General features: G+C 51.9%; 13 protein-coding genes. 2 read left to right on the top strand and 11 right to left on the bottom strand.

All coding sequences use genetic code 11. The features are described from left to right. Positions 1 to 94: 94 nt before the first annotated feature. Positions 95 to 1,375, top strand: coding sequence for a stalk domain-containing protein (locus tag ACFPQ4_RS14430; RefSeq protein ID WP_378112574.1), 1,281 nt, complete (start codon positions 95 to 97; stop codon positions 1,373 to 1,375). Positions 1,376 to 1,493: 118 nt separating this feature from the next. On the opposite strand, the gene ACFPQ4_RS14425 is transcribed toward ACFPQ4_RS14430, so the two are convergent. Beyond that, entirely contained in the window at positions 1,494 to 3,767 is a 2,274-nt protein-coding gene (locus tag ACFPQ4_RS14425; protein WP_378112573.1) for an Ig-like domain-containing protein, read from the bottom strand. Positions 3,768 to 3,886: 119 nt separating this feature from the next. Continuing rightward, on the bottom strand, positions 3,887 to 4,267 hold the full coding sequence (gene kapB, locus ACFPQ4_RS14420; RefSeq protein ID WP_378112572.1) for a kinase-associated lipoprotein KapB: 381 nt from the start codon (positions 4,265 to 4,267) through the stop codon (positions 3,887 to 3,889). Between the two features lie 166 nt (positions 4,268 to 4,433). On the opposite strand from kapB, the gene ACFPQ4_RS14415 reads away from it, so the two are divergent. Further along, positions 4,434 to 5,549 carry an MGDG synthase family glycosyltransferase gene (locus tag ACFPQ4_RS14415; protein WP_378112571.1) on the top strand — a complete coding sequence of 372 codons (1,116 nt, stop codon included), beginning with the start codon at positions 4,434 to 4,436 and terminating at the stop codon, positions 5,547 to 5,549. A 181-nt stretch (positions 5,550 to 5,730) separates the two neighbouring features. Here ACFPQ4_RS14415 and ACFPQ4_RS14410 read toward each other — a convergent pair whose 3' ends face one another. The 9 genes from ACFPQ4_RS14410 to ACFPQ4_RS14370 form a co-directional block, all read right to left on the bottom strand. Next, complete coding sequence (locus ACFPQ4_RS14410) at positions 5,731 to 7,029, bottom strand: extracellular solute-binding protein (protein WP_378112570.1); 1,299 nt, start codon at positions 7,027 to 7,029, stop codon at positions 5,731 to 5,733. A 57-nt stretch (positions 7,030 to 7,086) separates the two neighbouring features. Continuing rightward, on the bottom strand, positions 7,087 to 7,887 hold the full coding sequence (locus ACFPQ4_RS14405) for a response regulator transcription factor (protein WP_378112569.1): 801 nt from the start codon (positions 7,885 to 7,887) through the stop codon (positions 7,087 to 7,089). After that, a complete protein-coding gene (locus ACFPQ4_RS14400; RefSeq protein ID WP_378112568.1) occupies positions 7,884 to 9,656 on the bottom strand; it encodes a cache domain-containing sensor histidine kinase in 1,773 nt (590 codons plus the stop codon). The genes ACFPQ4_RS14405 and ACFPQ4_RS14400 overlap by 4 nt, the downstream gene beginning before the upstream one ends. 102 nt (positions 9,657 to 9,758) lie before the next feature. Continuing rightward, entirely contained in the window at positions 9,759 to 11,789 is a 2,031-nt protein-coding gene (locus ACFPQ4_RS14395; RefSeq protein ID WP_378112567.1) for an alpha-glucuronidase family glycosyl hydrolase, read from the bottom strand. Positions 11,790 to 11,842: 53 nt separating this feature from the next. Next, the gene (locus tag ACFPQ4_RS14390) at positions 11,843 to 12,832 is read right to left on the bottom strand and encodes an endo-1,4-beta-xylanase (RefSeq protein ID WP_378112566.1); all 990 of its coding nucleotides are present in this window, start codon (positions 12,830 to 12,832) and stop codon (positions 11,843 to 11,845) included. 63 nt (positions 12,833 to 12,895) lie between these two features. Continuing rightward, positions 12,896 to 13,828 (bottom strand): carbohydrate ABC transporter permease, encoded by a 933-nt coding sequence (locus ACFPQ4_RS14385; protein WP_378112565.1) that lies wholly within the window; start codon positions 13,826 to 13,828, stop codon positions 12,896 to 12,898. Between the two features lie 14 nt (positions 13,829 to 13,842). Beyond that, entirely contained in the window at positions 13,843 to 14,817 is a 975-nt protein-coding gene (locus tag ACFPQ4_RS14380; protein ID WP_378112564.1) for an ABC transporter permease, read from the bottom strand. Positions 14,818 to 14,925: 108 nt separating this feature from the next. After that, positions 14,926 to 16,605 (bottom strand): type 2 periplasmic-binding domain-containing protein, encoded by a 1,680-nt coding sequence (locus ACFPQ4_RS14375; protein ID WP_378112584.1) that lies wholly within the window; start codon positions 16,603 to 16,605, stop codon positions 14,926 to 14,928. A gap of 169 nt (positions 16,606 to 16,774) precedes the next feature. Beyond that, on the bottom strand, positions 16,775 to 18,556 hold the full coding sequence (locus ACFPQ4_RS14370; protein WP_378112563.1) for a sensor histidine kinase: 1,782 nt from the start codon (positions 18,554 to 18,556) through the stop codon (positions 16,775 to 16,777). Positions 18,557 to 18,563: the final 7 nt, after the last annotated feature.

The raw sequence follows: 18,563 nt of genomic DNA, 5'->3' as shown, positions 1-18,563 counted from the left end.
CAGAAGGTATGGCAATTTAATATTTTTTATAATGCCGATAAACATTCCTAGTGATGTACGGTATGTTGACGGCCCAAGGGAGGAAAATAACAGTATGAAGCGTTTTGTCCATGTAGTGATTGTTGCTTTTCTTGCACTTATGATCGTATTACCGTCATTTGCCTCCGCTGAGGCAGCCCCAGCTGTCGCTAAACCTAACGTTTATAACATCGTAGCGCTAGGAGATTCGCTCAGCGTCGGCTACGAGAAAGGATTTGACGAGAAGTCGGTTCCGTACGGCTATGTCGATCGCGTGTACGAGCAAGCCTTATTCCGCGGGCGTGCGAAGTTAACTAATTATGCCATCATGGGTCTGACTACGCCGGGACAAATGAAGTTGCTAGATGCTGCTCAGGCAGGAAAGTCCCTGACTGCGGACGAAATCCAGGATTTCTCATTTTTTCCCGATCCGCGAGTGAAGCTGCAGGCAGGTTCCGTCGGGAGTAAAGCACCAGACATCGCACCCGCATTGAAGGAGGCGAATCTAGTCGTCTTAACGATCGGGGCTAACGACTACGGCAGCTTCATCAAGACGATGATGCTGGAATCTACGGATAACGCGAGAACGATTCTCCAGGACACTTTTGACGGTACTGTGAATAAATATACAGCGAACATGGATACGCTCATGCGCCAGATTCATACGATGGCGCCGAACGCGGAAATCGTGCTCGCCGATCAATATCTTCCTCTGTGGGAAGATCACGATCTTTACGAAGAACTGCTGACCGCGGTCGGCAAGTTATCAACAGCGCTGGACTCGCTGGCTGTAAAGCTTAACGCTGAAGGCATCCCGCTTCGCATTGCCCACGTTGGGAAACTGTTCGCTCATAAAGTCGAAACTTTCACCTACGTTAAGTCGAAGCTCAACTTCGACAGTCATCCGAGACAAGCGGGTTACGAGGCAATGGGGCAAGCGTTTACGGAAGCGATCCCCGAATGGCAAACCTATCTCGTACCCGCCCCTAGGCCGCAAGGTGTCAGCCTTTCCGTTGTCGTCAACGGCAAAGAATTGCCGTATAAACCGATTAACAAGAAGAACACGAACTTCCTACCGATCGGGGACCTATCCGTTGCCGTTCAAGCCGATAAGCAATGGGATGCGAAGACAAAGACCGTTACCGTAACCAAAAACAATCACGTCGTCAAAATATCCATCGGCGCGAATTACATGTACGTCGACGGCGTGAAACAGACGTTTACTACGCCTCCGGCCTTCATACAGAAGTTCGGCAAAGAAGATAAAACCTATGTACCGATCGCCCTAATCGTCAAAGCGCTCGATTTCGATCTCGTCTACCGGGATAAACTGCAGACTGCATTTATTAACTCCTAACCTTAGCGTCTCCATTCATCGCCATACGCAATAAAAAAGCCTCCGCCCCTGAATGACAGGGTTGCGGAGGCTTTTTTGGGGGCGCATATGCCTTTCTTGAACGCTTGGCAGCACCTTTTTATTTGGCGGAGACGCTTACCGTTACAGTTTTGCCCTCGAAGACAGCCTTTATGGTTGCCGAGCCTTTGCCTACGAACGTTATCGTTCCGCCGGTAACGGTAGCGACTTTCTTGTTCGAAGTGGTCCATACGGCCGTATCGGTCACGTCTACCGATTTCCCGTTGTCGTAGTCTGCGCTCAATGTCACGCTGTCGACCGTACCGACCGCGACAAGCTTGATGGACTTGTCGGACGCCGTGAGCTTCGTCATTCTAGCGGATACCGTGTAGGCGATCTCTAGTGCCTTGCCTTGAATGGCCGCCTTCAGCTTGCCGGTACCTTCTTTCAAGCCTTTGATCGATGCGCCGTTAATCGTAACGAGCTCAGGATCGGACGATTCCCAATCAAGACGGGTGCCGATCGATACTTTTTTGCCGCTCTTCGTCGTCGCCGTTACTTTGACCGTCTGCGACTTGTTCAAATACAACTGGAGATTCGCGGCCGGCGTAATTTGGAACGACGTAAACTCTTCCTCGATCGTCACTTTGACGGTAACCGTCTTGCTTAAGTAAGTGCCGGTTAACGTCACGTTAGCCGCTTTCAAGCCTTTGATCTTCGGAGCTTTGACGAGCAAGTTCGCGTTCGATGCTTTCCACGTCACCTTGTCGGTGACGACTTCTTCGTCGCCGTTCTCGTAGATTAGCTTAACCGGCGGGAGATCCGCTTCTTTGCCGATCACGACGCTCATCGCCGAGATGTCGGAATCCAGCGACAGCACCTTGTTATGCACGTCGACGGTAATCGTATCCGTCTTGACGCCTGCCAAGGCTCCAGGCTCGTTAACGACCGTCGCGGTCAGCTTTGCCGTTCCCGTCTTAAGAGCCTTCCACTTGCCGTCTTCGATCGAGACGACCGTAGCGTCCGAAGACGTCCATTGCACTAGCTTGCTAATATCCTGGGTATCGCCGCCTACCGTATCGCCGGATACGGCTGGCAACGAACCTGTATCTTCTACGTACGCGTCCATTTGGTCCTTAGGAATGTCCACGTTGACGATGCTCGGATAGACGGTAACCGTCTGCTCCTTCGTCAACCCCAAATAAGTCACCGATACTTTAGTTGTACCTACGCTTCTAGGAACGACGGTGACCTTGCCATCCTTATTCTTGACGATTGCCGCGATGTACGAGTCTCCGGTCTTCCACTCGGCTAAGTCGGTAATCGGCTCCGACGCGCCAGTCCCTTTGCTGACCGATGCTTGGAGTTCGACCCCGTCGCCGTAAAGCGTGAACGCGATCGGCTTGTTAGGCGTCAGCTTCATGGCTTCGTACTTCGTCCGCACTTGGAACGATACCGTATCGGATACGCCGTATTGCTTGACCGTAACGATCGCCGTACCCGCGCCTACCGCCGTAATCAGGCCCTTCTCGACTTTAACGACTCCGCTATTACTCGAAGTCCAAGTCGCGTCCGCGGTGACCGTTTTCGTTCCATCCGACGTCTTCTTGTAAGTCGCCGTTGCGGTTAGCGGCAGATCGACGTCGCCGACATACATCGAGATCGGACCCGAGATCGGCGTCGCCGACCCGATCTTGATCGAATCGTAAGGCGACGTAACGGTCAATGCGATCGTATCCGTACGCCCTTTATGCTTCACGGTAATTGTAGCCGTTCCCGCGCTAACTAGCGTGAGCTCACCGTCTGAGACGGTAGCGACGGCAGCGTTCGAAGTCGACCAAGTCGCGTCTTCGGTTACGTCCGACTCGTCATTATTGTCTTCGACCGCCGTCGCGATCAGCTTAATGTCGTCGCCAAGCAGGACATCCTTGGTGCTAGGCGCATCTTCGTTCGATGAGCCCGACACAAGTTCAAGCTTAAGCTCTTTATAATCGTAAACCGACTTCACCTGCACCGTAGCGATGAAGCCTTGGTACTTCGCGGTGATCGTCGCCGAATCCACTGCGCCGGTCGCGGATAGAACGCCTTTGTTGACTTTTACGTTCGTGGACGAAGAAGTCCACGTCGCCGTATCCGACACGTCTTTCTTGTTCGACGTGCCTGAGATGGACGCCATCGCCCTGATCGAAATCGTGTCTCCTTCTACTATTAGCGGCTGGTCGACGGCGACGGGATCGAGAGTGATGCCCAACGCCGTTTCATCGGCTGCGCTGACACTAGAGAAAGGCACGACGGCTAAAGCCAAGACGATGATCCATGCGCACATCCGCCACAGCGCAAAGGCCGACGGCTGTTTCCGGGTTTGCTTTCTCGCAACTGCATTCCATAGTTTCATCTTAAGCAAATCCTCCATAGGCAGAAATTCAAAACATATCTACCTATAATAACGGCTTAAGCCTGCGGTTCCTGAATACGATTTGCCAAATTAAACCTCAGCCCAAGCATTTTCGAGACTTAATACCCATAATCCTTTCGCAAAGTATCAAGCTGTTCTAGGCAGCGCGCCGACCATCGGTTCAATCTGTCTATTTGTTCAATCTCCGCGCCGAGCGCCCGTTTCAAGGAATCTGCATAGGCAATCACTTCTCCGCGATAAGGCTCGACGCCCTGGCGCGGAATCCAAACTTTCTCCGTGTACGCTAACGCGCGCCGCTCATGGAAGAGAGGCACGTCGGGGTCGTAGGGATGGTGAAGGTCCCCTTGCGTCGGATGCTTAAGCACGGACAAAATTTTGACAAGTATTCTGCGCTCGTCCCGATCGACGACCTCCCCAGCGTAATCCCCCGTTTTATAAGTCACCTTCACGATTTCTTGCGTCGTACCACCGTTTTCCATCGCGTCATCCGCTCCTTTGTGTTCTTTACTATCATTTTACTGAATGTGGACGCAAAAGAAAAACACCGACTTTCGTTAGTTTTATGCGATATCCGCGCTTCCGGACTTGTTCCGAGCCTCTCTAAAGCGTAATATGGTATGTAGGTAAAGTGGGGGATTGTCTCTAATGCGCAAAAAAAGAGTTCTGCTGCTTTCCGAAGGTTTCGGTACCGGACATACGCAAGCCGCTTATGCTTTAGCTGTCGGATTAAGGCAGCTTTCGCCCAAGATTCAGACCCGCGTCATCGAACTCGGAACGTTCCTGAATCCGATCATCGGCCCGTTGATTTTATCCGCCTACCGCAAAACCGTAAGTCATCAGCCCAAGCTGGTTGGCAAGCTTTATCGCAGCCAATACCATAAATCATTGAACCGGATGACGCAATTCGCGCTGCACCGTCTATTCTACAACCATGTATCGGCAGTCGTGCGACAATTGAAACCGGATTCCATCGTCTGTACCCACCCGTTTCCGAACGCTGTAGTCAGCCGCCTGAAACGTCTGGGACTAGACGTACCTTTGTATACGCTAATAACGGATTACGACGCGCATGCGACTTGGACGAACCCAGAGGTTAACACGTATCTCGTCAGCACGCCTGCCGTCCGCAACAAGCTTATCGCCCGCGGCGTACCGGAATCTAGCATCGCGGTGACGGGCATTCCCGTTCATCCGAACTTCTGGCACCCGCACGATCGCGCGGAAATTTTGTCCCAATTCAAGCTGAAGGACATGCCTACCGTACTGATCATGGGCGGTGGCTGGGGACTCTTATACGGCGACAACCACGTCGAATACATGGCTAGCCAAGCGGACAAAGTGCAGATCATCGTCTGCATGGGCAACAACGAGAAGTCGCGCGAGAAGCTGCTGGCCGATCCGCGGTTCCGGCATCCGAACATACACGTGCTCGGTTACACGAAAGAAGTCAGCAAGCTGATGGACGTGTCCGATCTGCTCGTAACGAAGCCGGGCGGAATGACCTGCACCGAGGGGATGGCCAAAGGCATCCCTATGCTGTTCTACGAGCCGATTCCCGGCCAAGAGGAAGAAAACGCCGACTACTTCGTCAAGCACGGCTTCGGCGAGCTGATGACGTCGACGGAAACCGTCGATCGCTGGCTGCGGCTCATTCAGGAACCGTATGCGGCGGATCAGCATCGCGATACGCTGCTTGCGCTCCGCAACGCGGAGTATCACCCGGCGAAGTGTTCGGAAGCGGTGCTGGCTTTGATGCAGTAAGAGCACGGTTTCTTGGAACCTATGAATATGAAGTTTTGCCACCGATAGCGGCACAGCGTGCCGCTATTTTTGTTGTTTGGACGTAATGTCATGTAATGCCGATAATGTGCCTCGGTTACGAGCCCCCTAGAACTTACGATAAAGAAAGGACGCAGCCTCAACGCGCCACGTCCTTTCCCTCCTATTTGCCTGCCTTCAAAGCTTCTTCCTGTTTCAGCGCGAATTCTTCCGGCGTTACGGCTTTGCCCAGCAAAGCTTGCACCAGGTTATAGTGCTCCTGGGCAGCGACCGGTTTCATTTGCACGTCCAGGTACAGCGTGAATTTCTTCGCCGCGCTAAGCTCGTTAAGCAGGTCGATGAACATTTGCGGCAATTTGATCGCGGAAGTATCGACCTTCGTCGCGGGGATAATGCCCGCGTCTACGACGGAATGCTCCCCCCACTTCTGAACGAAGAAGCTGACGAATTTCTTGGCTTCTTCCTTATGGGCGGATTTCTCGGAGATGAACAAGCCTACGCCGGGACCGCCGACGAAGTCGTTCAGCTCGCCTTTGCCGCCAGATACGGTCGGGAATTTAAAGAAGCCGACTTTATCTTTGAACGCTTGCGGTACGTCGGGGTTCGTCGTGAAGTTCGGCACTTCCCACGTTCCCATCGCGTACATGGCCGCTTTTCCTTTATTGAATTCGGCTCTCGCCTCGTCGTTGGACAACCCGTTGAACCCTTTGATGAAGGCGTTCCTATCGACCAGCTCTTGCATTTGCTTAGCCGCTTCGATCAGTTGCGGATCGGTGAACGTATTGCCAGCTACCGACTTATCGAGCAAGTCGGCTCCGCCGATGCGCTCGGCCAGGTACATGTACCAGAAGGATGCCGTCCAAGCGTCTTTGCCGCCCAGCGTGATCGGCGTCACTCCGTTATCGTTCAACGTCTCGATAATGTACTTCAGATCGTCCAACGTTTGCGGCGGCTGAAGGTTATACTTGGCGAAAATTTCTTTGTTGTAGTAAATCGGAACGATGTTGAGTTCTACCGGAAGCGCGTAGGATTGGCCCTCCGACGCATAGGCTTCCGTCGTTCCCGCCACGAATTTGTCTTTCAACTCGCCTTGCAGCAAATCGTCTAGCGGCGCGAACATGTTGCCTTTCACGTACGGCTCTATGAAGCCTGCCGCCCAGGTCAATCCGATATCCGGAAGGCTGTTCGACGCGGAGAGAATTTTCAGTTTGCTTTTGTATTGCTCGTTTTCCAATATTTCCGTTTTGATCGTAACGTTTGGATTTACTTCCTTATATTCTTCGATAATTTGATTAACTAGCCTATATTGTTGCTTGCTTGTGCCTTCAGGCCATAAATGCATCATGTTAAGCGTAATCTTCTCATCGGCTTTAGCAGCGTTGCCGTTATTGTTCCTTCCCTCGCATGCGGTAAGCACAAGTACGAGCGCGAGTACGACAATGCTCGTTGTTTTTTTACTCATGAACTAAATACCCCCTTTCAAGGGAATTAAATACGACGAATGGCTTTCTTTCGCACCTTACTGGACATCCGACGGTTCGCCCGTTAATCCGGAACGATATTGCCCTGGACTTTGCCCTTCGTATTCCTTGAATACTTTGTTGAAATATTTCGCCGTCTGATAACCGACGCGCTCGGCGATTTCCGAGATCGGAAGCTTGGTCGTCAACAGCATTTCCTTCGCTTTTTGCAGCTTCGTGCGCGCGACGAATTCGCTGAACGTCATCTTTAGCTGTTCCTTGAACAGCACGCTGAAGTAACTGGCGTTCAAATGAACATGGTCCGCCACTTCGCGCAAAGTAACCGTGCGTTCGATATGCTCTTCCATATACGTTAGCGCATCGCGTACCGACTCGCTTAGGTTCGCGTTATTCACGTTCGAATCCAGCAACTGCGGATCGACGAACTTGCGCATCATGCCGACTCTGCTCCGTTCCTCGCCCGCCTCCAGCGCCTGTTCGACGGCTTCGATCAGCTTGTCTTTGCTTATGGGTTTCAGCAAATAATTAACGACGCCTAGCTGTATCGCTTGCTGCGCGTAATCGAATTCGGCGTAGCCGGAAATAAGTATGATGGACGGCTGATGCAATGCCGGGTTCTCCTTGATTTGCGCGGCGAGACTAAGCCCGCTGATCTCGGGCATACGGATATCGGTAATCATAAGGTCGATCGCCGTCTCCGCAAGCGTAAGCAGCGCGTCTTGCCCATTATCGGCCGTCATGATCCGGTATCGGCCCGCCCCCCACTTTTCGAGCATCGTCTTAAGCCCTTGCCGCGTTCTCGGTTCGTCATCCACGATCAAAATCGATTTTGTTCTCATTGGTGGGGGCCTCCAGTCATCGGTATTCGGATACGCACGCTTGTCCCTTGATCCTTGACGCTATGGAGGGCAACGCGTTCCACCGCCGGTTGTTGATCCCCGTACAACAGCCTCATTCTGCGCTCCACGTTCGTAATGCCCATTCCCGAATTTTTGGAAGACGGAATTTGCGCCTGATCGTTCTCGAGCCCTTCCGTCAGCAACCGCATCGTTTCTTCGTCCATGCCCGCGCCGTTGTCCTCGACGTTTACGATCAAGCTATCGCCCTCCGCGGAACGCTCCACCGTTAACGAGACCGTACCAGGTCCGATCTTGCTCTCCACGCCATGCAAAATCGCGTTCTCCACGAACGGCTGAAGGAGCAGCCTCGGCAGCTCGACCTTGCCGAATTCATGCGGGTAATCGATCACCCAGGAAAGTCGTTCTCCGAATCTGAGCTTCATGATGAGCAAGTACTTCTCGATATGATCCAGCTCGTCGCGCAGCGTCACCCATTCCGTCTTATTCGGTCCCGTAATCGTATACCGGAACAGATCGGACATCGCCACGACGAATTCGGCCAACTCTTCCTCTTCTTTCTCCTGCAGCGACCAGTATAATGCCTCTAGAGTGTTATACAAAAAGTGAGGGTTAATTTGCGCCTGGAGAGCCTTCAGCTCCGTTCGGCTCTGCAATATTTCTTTCTCGTACACGAGCCGGATCAGCTCGTTAATGTTGTCCACCATCTTGTTGTAAGTATGGTTAAGCTCGTTGATCTCGATCGTGGAGGACACGATTTCCGCCGGCTTCAATTGTCCTAACCTAGCGCCGCGCATCGTCTTGATCAGCTTCAAGATCGGCCTCGTAATGACCGTCGAGAGCAGCAGCGACAGCAAGACGAATAGGATCGTGCCGATGCCCGCGGATACGAGAATCGTCGTGCGAAGGACGGAGATGCCTTCCGTAATCGCATTCATGGGGGTCAAAATCAGTAGCGTCCAGCCGGTCACTTCCGACCGTTGCTTGACCATTATGTAGGTTCGGTTGTGCAAGGTCACGGTTTGCCTGTCCGTGCCCGTCAGAGTCAACGCTTCTTCGTCCGAAATCTGATCCGAATTGGAAGCGAGCAATTGTCCGTCCACTCCGACGAGCAGCATCGTCTCTTGCTGCTTCTGTTCCGACAACGGCTCGTTGAAGGCGAACACGTTGCGGTCCGTGCGAACGAGCAAGTACCCTCCCGTCGCGAAGTTCTGGTCGATCAAGCTGACTTGCCGGATAGCGATGAGCGCGTTCCGGTCCGTCGGATCGATGCCGAACCAGATCATACTGCCTTTTCCTTCCGTCGCCTTGCGAATCCACTCTTCGCTTACTTTTTCTTCAAGGCGGACCTCATCGAGAGGAAATAGCCTTCTGCGTTCTCCCGTGTACAACTCTACCGACTTTACGCCGCTCGAATACAGTTGGATCGTATTGATGATAGGCGGCAGCGCCTGCCGCTCCGTAAAAGTAGCCGGTTGCCCGATCGTTTCTTTGAGGAGCAGCTTCTGCACGTACGTATTGGTCGATACGAGCGTCGATAGCGAATCGACCTGCTTCAGAATGCCCTCCAACCTACCGTTAGCCTGCACCGCGGTCTGTTGAATATGCTTGACCGCGTTGTTCTTCAGCATCGAGGAGACGGAGTCGAACGTAAACGCGCCGACGAAAGCGAGAATAACGATCATGACGAGAAGGAATCCGAACAGCATCTGATTACGCAAAGAATTGAGCTTGGCTAATCTCCGCCACATCTTTCATTCCCCTTTCCACCTTGTCGCGTATATTCCTTATCTACTATGTAACGGTCAAAAAGGGATGAAGAACGAATCTTCACCCCTGCATCTTAAGCATTTTTAATAAATGGTTCGTCCCTGCGCATCCGGGATGCCGGATTTACGATAGAAATACGTATTGATGATGTCCCGCCATTGCTTGGCATGTTGCGCTTGCTCCCGTAGCCGTTCTCTTACGTGTCCGTATCTGGCCGAATCGATCAAGCCTTCGAGCGCGAACCATTGCTTCTGCAAATCATCGGCTTGTTCGGCACCCTCGAAGTGCGTGTCGTAAATGTGCTGAATGACCGTCTTTCCCGATTGCAACCGATGCGTATAAGGAACATGGTGGAAAAATAACAACAGCTCGTCCGGACATTTAACCGCGTCGCCGTAGACTTCCGCGTTGATCGCGTGATACTGCGCGCTATAGCCGGTTCCGGTATTCGTCGTGCGATCGACGCCGATGCCGTCGCGGTCGGCGAAATGATAAGTGCCCCAGCGCGAATACTCGTAGCCGTCGACATCCGGTCCGTAATGATGATTCGGCGCGACCATCCAGCCGACGCCCAGCGGTGCCGTATAATTCTCGTACGTTTGCCATGATCCCATTAGCATGCGGGAGATGACGTTGATGACTTGATCGTCGTTGCCGAACGTTTGCCTAATCCACTCGTCCGCGATTTGCTGCGCCGACAGCTCGGGATTCCATATCAAACGGCCATAGCCGTATAGATTCGCTTGCGCGAGCGTGTGTCCGGTCCAGTTGTCGTCGTCTCCGATATTGGATACGGCGGCGAATCCCGAATGTTTGGCGCCGAACAAGCTGCCGTCCGCCACCCGTTTTACGTAGGAGCCTTCGCCTTGCGCGTGCGTATCGAAATCAAGCGCTTCCTTCCACTGCGGCACGAGATAGCACAGATGCCTTTGCTGGCCCGTATACTCCTGCGTCACTTGGAATTCCATCATCTGATTCGTCTTCGTCATCGCGCCGAACAGCGGCGATACCGGCTCGCGCACTTGGAAGTCCATCGGACCGTTCTTGATTTGGAGGATCACGTTGTCCTTAAAGCTTCCGTCGAGCGGCGTAAAATGATCGTAAGCGGCGCGCGCGCGATCGGTCGTGCGATCACGCCAATCCTGCATGCAATTATAGACGAAGCAGCGCCAAATGACAATTCCGCCGAACGGTGCCAAGGCGTCGGCCAGCATGTTCGCTCCGTCCGCATGATCCCGCCCGTAGGTGAACGGACCGGGCCGATGCTCGGAATCGGCTTTGACCACGAACCCGCCGAAATCCGGAATGTAGTCGTAGATCGCCTTAGCGGTCTCCTGCCACCAGGCTTGAACGGCAGCGTCCAACGGATCCGCGGTCGCTAATCCGCCGACTTGGATCGGAGCGGCGAAGTTAACGCTCAAGTATAGGCGAATGCCGTAAGCGCGTAACACGTCGGCGACTTTGGCGACTTCCGGCAGCAGGCCGGGCGTAATGAACGCCGTCTCCGTTTTGTGAACGTTCACGTTGTTAATCGAAATGCCGTTAATGCCGACGGACGCCGCTAGTCTCGCATAATCTCTCACGCGATCCAAACGCTCCGAAATTTGACCGTTCCGATAAAAGATCGATTGACCCGCATACCCGCGCTCGATGCTGCCGTCTGCGTTATCCCATTGGTTCAGCATGCGCAGTTGGCTAACCGGTTTCTCGCATATATCGAGCTCCGATACCGGTTCGTTCGCTCCGATCAACCGGAGCAAATGGAATACGCCATAGATTAATCCGGACGTTCCGCCGCCGACTAGCGTGAGGCACGTTCCCGCATCTACGCGCGAAGCGCGAATTCGGTAACCTTCAGAGCCAAGCTGTTCAACTTCTTCCCCGGACGCCATTGCTATCCGGAAGTACGAAGGGTTGCTCGGACGCTCGGAGACGACAGGCTCGATGCCTAGCATCGCCCTGATGGCTACCTTCAGCTCTCTAATCGCCGGCGCGAACTCCGATATTTCCGCAGGCAATACGATATTGCCAAGCTGCTTGATATAAGCGTTGCGAATGCCGACCGTTTCGATTTTCTCGTATTGCAGCCATGCCTTATAAGATTTACTGACCATCTCTAACTCTCCCTGCGTAAAAATATCCGTTAGCCAGCCAACAACCTGCGAATTTAACCTTTTAGTCCGACAACTTTCCCGAAGGCGGCCTTCGGCTGATGCTGCCCGTCGAATAGAAACGGCCAGTTTTTCCTTTCTTTGACGGGGAAGTTGTCAAGCCACGTATAATCGTCCGCGGCACCCCAGAACGTGACGCTCGTAATAACCTCGCGGTATTCTAGAAACAGTCGGAATATTTGCTCGTATCTTTCCTCTTGCAGCGCGAGCATGCTTGGCGTCGGCGCCTTCAAGTCCGTGCGACGATCATCCCATTCGAACACGGACAGATCGAGCTCCGTCACTTGCAACTTGAGACCGAGCTCCGCGTAGCGTTCGATCGATACCCTGATCTCGTCCAGCGTCGGCGACGTCAAGCCCCAATGCCCTTGCATCCCGATGCCGTGAATCGGAACTCCTCGCTCCAGCAATGACTTGGCCAGCGTATAGATGCGCTCTCGTTTGACCGGAGAGCATTCATTGTAATCGTTATAGAACAACAGAGCGTTCGGATCGGCTTCATGCGCGTATTCGAACGCTTTGGCGATAAAATCCTCGCCCGCGATATCAAGCCACGGAGAACGGCGAAGCAGCTCGTTGCCGTCGTCCGCGACGGCTTCGTTCACGACGTCCCAGCAGTAAATATCGTCCTTGTAGCGCTTTACGACCGTATCGATATGCGACTTCATCCGCGACAACAGCGTCTCACGGTCGGCCAAGCCCCCGTCTCGACCTTGGAACACCCAATCCGTCGTTTGGTTATGCCAGACAAGCGTATGCCCCCGCATTCTCTTGCCGTGCTCCCGCGCGAACTTAACGATCGTATCCGCATCGTCGAACATATACTTATCCTCCGAAGGATGGACCCTGGCGAATTTCATTTCGTTCTCCGCCGTCAAACTGTTGTATTGAGCGGCAATCAAGCTTCCCGCTTGCGCAAGCGTACGGGGATTCACGGCGGCTCCGATGTCGAATGCCCCCTCGAAAGCTTCATACAGCTTCGTCATTCCATTTTCCCCCATTAAAACAAGACTGCCGATAGAAGTTCATCGGCAGCTCATTATTCGTTATTAGCCTTTTACGCCGCCTACCGTCATCCCTTTGACGAAATACTTCTGCAAGAAAGGATACATGACGATCATCGGTACCGAAGCTACGATCGTCATCGTCGCGCGTACCGCGAGAGGCGTAACCGCGTTGGCCGCCGCGTCCGGGTTAGAGAACGCGCTGGCCGCAGACGATGAGGCGCTTGAGTTCTGAAGAATTTTTTGCAGCTCGTATTGGAGCGTACTGAGATTAATATTCGACGAGTTGTACAAGAACACGTCCAGCCAGGAGTTCCATTGATACACTGCCGTGAACAACGCTACCGTCGCAAGAACGGGGAGACAAAGCGGCAGGACGATGTTGAAGAACGTTCTGAATTCTCCCGCACCGTCGATTTTACCGGACTCCAGTATGCTTTCCGGAAGCCCGTCGATGAAGGAACGGATAAGAATGAGGTTGAACACCCCGATCAAGCCCGGCCAAATATAAACCCAGAAGCTGTCGATCAAGCCTAAATCGCGAATGTTCAAGAAGTTCGGGATAAGACCCGGGTTAATATACGCGGTCAAGACGAAAGCGATCGTGATGAACTTTCGCAGCACGAAATCTTGCCGGCTGATCGTATACGCGACCATCGCCGAACAGAAGACGGTCATTACCGAGCCGATGACGAGGCGAAGAATCGAAATCAACGTCGCATGGAAAATCGTATTTTGATTGAACACGTATTTGTAGTTTTCAAGCGACAAGTGTCTCGGCCATATATAGATGCCGCCCCTGATCGAATCCATCGCCTGGTTCAACGATAAAGCGAGGGTGTTCAAAAAAGGATACAGAGTGACGAGCATCAGCAAGGAAAGGAAAGTAATATTGAATGTATCGAAAATCCGGTCTCCTAACGAAGCGTTCCTGCGAACAAGCTTCTTAGGCGCCGTTCCATTGGCTAAATTTGCCATCCGGTAGTCCTCCTTTAGAACAGTCTGCTCTCGCCTGCGCGCTTCGCGATACTATTCGCGATAAACAGCAACACGATGCTTACGAGACTTTTAAACATGCCTGCCGCGACGGCCAGGGAGAAGTTGCTTTGGTTAATACCGTACGTTAGTACGAATATATCAATGTTTTCGGAATAATCGATGTTCATACCGTTTTTAAGCAGGTATTGCGCCTCGAATCCCGATTCCATCAAATTACCGATGTTCAGAATAAGCAAAACGACGATAACCGATTTGATACCTGGCAACGTAACGTTCCACATCCGTCTGAAACGCCCCGCTCCGTCCATTTCCGCAGCTTCGTACTGCGCTGGATCAATCGTTGCCATCGCAGCCAAGTACACAATCGTATTCCACCCGAGGTCTTTCCATACGGTTCCAAGTCCTAATATGGTCCAGAAGTCTTTCGGAATGCCGAGGAACAATAATTCTTGGCCTTTCTCGATCATACCTAATTTAATCATCAATAGGTTGATAATGCCGTCTGGAGCTAGCGTCGCTTGAATAATACCGGCGGCTACGACCCAGGAAAGGAAATGCGGCATGTAAGTAACCGTCTGTACGACGCGCTTAAACAACATTCCGCGCAATTCGTTGAGCAAGAGCGCGAGGGTTATAGCGGTAATAAAGCCAAGAGCGAGATTGATCGTGCTCTGCGCAAGCGTATTTCTTAATACGCGCACGAACCGCTCGTCGTGGAACAGAAACTTGAATTGATCCCATCCGACCCATTCTTGTTCGGAGAAACTTTTGGCCGGTCTGTATTTTTGAAAGGCCGTCGTCCAGCCCCATAACGGCAAATATTTGAAAAGAAAGAGCCAAATAAGAAAAGGAACGGACATAATGACTAGCATCCGTTGTTGCACGAGTTTCTTGAAGAAAAGCTTCAGTCCCGTCGGCTTTAGATCAGACGCCATGGAAGACGTTGCAGATTCGATGTTGCTCCCCATAATTCATTCTCCTTCCGGACGGTTCCTAGCTAATGGAATAAGCGAAAGGCGGCTTATGCGAGCCAACAGCACGTATAAGCCGGCCTTTCGCTTACAACTTATAATGGATTACTTAGCAGCTTCGATAGCGGCTTTGATTTGTTCCGTGTACCACTTCTCGTAGCCTGCAGTGTCAAGCTTGCCGAACTCGGCCAAGTAGTCGCCCCATACTTTGTCGAAGTCCGCTGGTTTCGCGAGCACGAGTTTAGGGAAGTACTTCTTCGTGAGTTCGTCTTTCGACGTTTCCCAAATTTGTTCAGGCGAGCCTTGCGCTTTCGGAATACCCCATGCAGGGTACCATACGCGGTCGTCCGGTTTAGCAAACAGGTCGGCATACGTTTTAACGCCGTATTTGTCGAGGATCGCTTTATCTGCATCAGTCAAGCTCATTTGGAACACTTCCGGCTGGAAGCCCGGCGCAAGCGCGTTGCCGTCGGACAACGTCGAGTTCGTGCCCCATTGCGGCCAATCCCAAGCGTAGTATCTGAAGCCGAAGCTCAGGTTGAACGGCTCGTCGATTTTCTTAATCATATCCGCCGTACGGAAGAAGCGGCCATTCGCGTCAACGTCGTAAGTTTCGCCTTTGATACCCCAGCTTCTAAGGATTTGGTTCTCTTCCTTGAGCAGGTTATCCCAGTACGCCATAATGCGGTCTGGATCTTTAGCGCTTACGCTAATACCGATACCGCGGTTTTTAACGAAGCCTGGAGGGTCAAGCAATTGGTCTTTGCTACCGTCCCAAGTAAGCGGCATTGGCTGGTATACGAAATCGTCTTGCGTCGGATCTTGTCTTGCCGCGTCGGTCAGCAGGTTGCGGGCATTGCCCGTTTGCCAGCCGTAGTCGAAGAAGCCGACGACTTTTTTGGAAGAAAGCTTAGCAAGATATTGGTCGTAGTTGTCTACGAAGGAAGCTTTGTCGAACAAGCCTTTAGCGTTGAGGTCGTTCAATTTTTGCAACCAACGCTTCGTGGAGTCGGAAGCTGCATACGTTTTAGCATCGAACGTAGTCATGTTGACTTCGACGTTACCGTCGTTCGGATAGCCGTCCAGGTGCATCGGCACGTTGGAGGTTGCGAAGAATCTCCAGTCATGCGTCAGTGTTATAAGTCCGGTCAAACCTTCGTCTTTGTGTTTAGCGACGAAATCTTCAATCAGCTTCGTGTACTCATCCAATGTTTTGATCTTCGGATAGCCCGCTTCTTTCAACACGCGGCGTTGGATCCAGAACGCGCCTTGGTTGATGTTCGGATCCGGTTGGAATTGGTTAACGACGTTGGAGAACGGAATAATGTAAATTTTGCCGTCCGCGGCTTTCATTTGGCTCAGATAAGGACCGTATACTTTATTGAGGTTCGGATATTGGTCGTTGTTGAAATACTTAGTCAGGTCGATGTACGCGCCTGCGTCAAGCAATTGGTCGATACCGGCATCCGGGTCGATTACGTCCGGATAGTCGTTGGAAGCGATCATCGTACCGATCTTCGCTTTCAGGTCACCCACCAAGTGTTCAATTTTGAAGTTGACGCCCGTTTGATCCTCGAGGATTTTACCGATTGTCGTCTCGTTCGTGTTCACGTCCGGTGCGTTTGCTACGCCGTTGAAGAAGGAAAACGTTACTTTATCAAGCGGTTTTGCAGATTCAGATGCAGGCGCGCTTTCCGTCGATGCAGGTGCGCTTCCGGTTGCGCTAGGCGAAGCGTTGTTACCGTTGTTATCGTTGCTCTTAGAGCAGGCAGCCGTGAACACCATCATAGCGGCCAAGGTGCCAAATAACAGTTTCTTTGCCAATCGATTCGAACCCCTTTCGCTGATACATTATATTTGTAAGCACTTTCATTATCATTATAAAAGGATCTACCCTCTTTGTTTACCCGATAAACTATAGTCCATACTTTGAAAAGCATAGTACGTATTCGGATCATTCTACAGGAATCCTCAAGCTGATATAGGTCCCCTGTCCCGGGGCGCTCTCGATTAACAGGCGGAACTTGTCACCATAGATAAGCTTGAGTCGATAGATGACGTTTTGCACGCCGATCCTTTCCCCGATGACTTCCTCGCTCTCCAAATAACTATAGAAGCGCTTTACTTTCTCTTCGTCCATGCCAATGCCGTTATCGCGGATTTCGAACAGCAGCTCGTCCTTTTGCCGTTCGATAACGACTTCGATCCGGCCTCCGGATTTGAGCAACTCAATGCCGTGAATGCAAGCGTTCTCCACGAACGGCAAGAACATCATCTTGGGAACGAGGCAGCGTTGAGCCGCGGGATCGATATTCAGATGATAGTTCAGCCTGTCCTCGAACCGATATTTCTGGATTTCGAGGAAACAGACGATAAACTCCATCTCTTCGCTAATGGTTACCCGGTCTTTGTTCCATGTCAGCGACGTACGGAATATTTTCGCCATATTGTGAATGATCTTGCTCGTTTCCGTCTCGTTCTTGATCAAGCTGCGCATGCGGATCGTCTCCAGCGCGTTGAACAAGAAATGCGGATTGATCTGACTTTGCAGCGCATTGAATTGTGCCTTTCGCCGCTCGAGCTCGAGCGACTTCTTCTGAATGTCGGCTACGTATACGTCGTCGATCAAGCTTTTGACTTGCAGCGTCATGCGGTTGAACTCCTCGGCCAGTTGACCGACTTCGTCCTTGGAAGGCTGTTGTACGATCGTCTCGAAGGAATGGTTCTTCACCCGCTTGACCTGCTTCAGAATACGAATGAGACGAACGTTAAGCGATCGCGTGAACCATATGATGACAAGAGTCGGAATGACGAGGTTGGGTATCGCCATGTAGAGAACGAATTCTTTGGACTTGCGCACTTCGTGCAACACGAACCGCTCTTGGAATGCGCCCACAAGCCGCCATTCCTTCAAGTACGATTGGCTGCCGGCACTTTCGGATTGGCTGCCGAGATTATAGTCCATGAGTAGCGTATTATTCGGTAACGACACGTCCGAATAACGGTTTTCTTTGCTCAAATCGATGTCCGGATTCGTCGTGAACATGATTCGGTCCCCGTCTAGCAAGTACATATCGCCTTCGAGGGTTACGTCGCTCATGATTTGTTGGATCAAGCCGTAACTGACGTCTATCTTCATGAATTTTCTCGGGCTGTTCGCTACTGACGTGTCTCTTACTTCACGGACGAAGCTAAACACGGATTCCGGAATGCCCGGATAGTCCGGCGCGATCTTATCGACCAATATGCCTGCGGTAGGTTGGTTCACCATGTATTTATACCAGCTCGTCCCGCGTAATTGATCCGTAATCGGCAAAATGTGCCCGCCGTAAATAATGCTGTCATTCTCCGTATATAAAGTTATCGCTTGGATGGCTTGATAGACCGGACTGTACTTTTCCAAGGTACGGGAAATATAGCTGTTATAATTCTCGACATAGTCTGCCGCCAGGTCATAATGCAGATCCAAATACTGATTTAGCAATGTATCGCTGTATAAAACGGCAGAGATGCCCGCCATCGTATCGAATTGCGCCGCTAAATCGTTACGGACCTGTTCGATCGCAAGCGAGATGTCGCGCATCTTCTGTTTCTTCACATTGCTAGTCGTAATGTCGTAGAAGATTACGTTCGTAAGAATGACCGGTACGAACACCGACAAAAAGTAGACGATCAGCATTTTGTTGCGAAGCCTGACGTTGTTCAAGCTTAATTTGTTTCTCCAGTTGGCAAACATCGCTTAA

This window comes from Cohnella yongneupensis (assembly GCF_042655785.1).
In the GTDB taxonomy this organism is placed as follows: domain Bacteria; phylum Bacillota; class Bacilli; order Paenibacillales; family Paenibacillaceae; genus Cohnella; species Cohnella yongneupensis.
The sequence above is the reverse complement of the archived record's forward strand: the minus strand, read 5'-3'. Positions and strand labels throughout refer to the sequence as shown.

Bases quoted from the DNA above. Each gene is read 5' to 3' on its own strand.
- ACFPQ4_RS14430 (WP_378112574.1), top strand. From the start codon at position 95: ATGAAGCGTTTTGTCCATGTAGTGATTGTTGCTTTTCTTGCACTTATG.
- ACFPQ4_RS14425 (WP_378112573.1), bottom strand. From the start codon at position 3,767: ATGAAACTATGGAATGCAGTTGCGAGAAAGCAAACCCGGAAACAGCCG.
- kapB (WP_378112572.1), bottom strand. From the start codon at position 4,267: ATGGAAAACGGTGGTACGACGCAAGAAATCGTGAAGGTGACTTATAAA.
- ACFPQ4_RS14415 (WP_378112571.1), top strand. From the start codon at position 4,434: ATGCGCAAAAAAAGAGTTCTGCTGCTTTCCGAAGGTTTCGGTACCGGA.
- ACFPQ4_RS14410 (WP_378112570.1), bottom strand. From the start codon at position 7,029: ATGAGTAAAAAAACAACGAGCATTGTCGTACTCGCGCTCGTACTTGTG.
- ACFPQ4_RS14405 (WP_378112569.1), bottom strand. From the start codon at position 7,887: ATGAGAACAAAATCGATTTTGATCGTGGATGACGAACCGAGAACGCGG.
- ACFPQ4_RS14400 (WP_378112568.1), bottom strand. From the start codon at position 9,656: ATGTGGCGGAGATTAGCCAAGCTCAATTCTTTGCGTAATCAGATGCTG.
- ACFPQ4_RS14395 (WP_378112567.1), bottom strand. From the start codon at position 11,789: ATGGTCAGTAAATCTTATAAGGCATGGCTGCAATACGAGAAAATCGAA.
- ACFPQ4_RS14390 (WP_378112566.1), bottom strand. From the start codon at position 12,832: ATGACGAAGCTGTATGAAGCTTTCGAGGGGGCATTCGACATCGGAGCC.
- ACFPQ4_RS14385 (WP_378112565.1), bottom strand. From the start codon at position 13,828: ATGGCAAATTTAGCCAATGGAACGGCGCCTAAGAAGCTTGTTCGCAGG.
- ACFPQ4_RS14380 (WP_378112564.1), bottom strand. From the start codon at position 14,817: ATGGGGAGCAACATCGAATCTGCAACGTCTTCCATGGCGTCTGATCTA.
- ACFPQ4_RS14375 (WP_378112584.1), bottom strand. From the start codon at position 16,605: ATGGTGTTCACGGCTGCCTGCTCTAAGAGCAACGATAACAACGGTAAC.
- ACFPQ4_RS14370 (WP_378112563.1), bottom strand. From the start codon at position 18,556: ATGTTTGCCAACTGGAGAAACAAATTAAGCTTGAACAACGTCAGGCTT.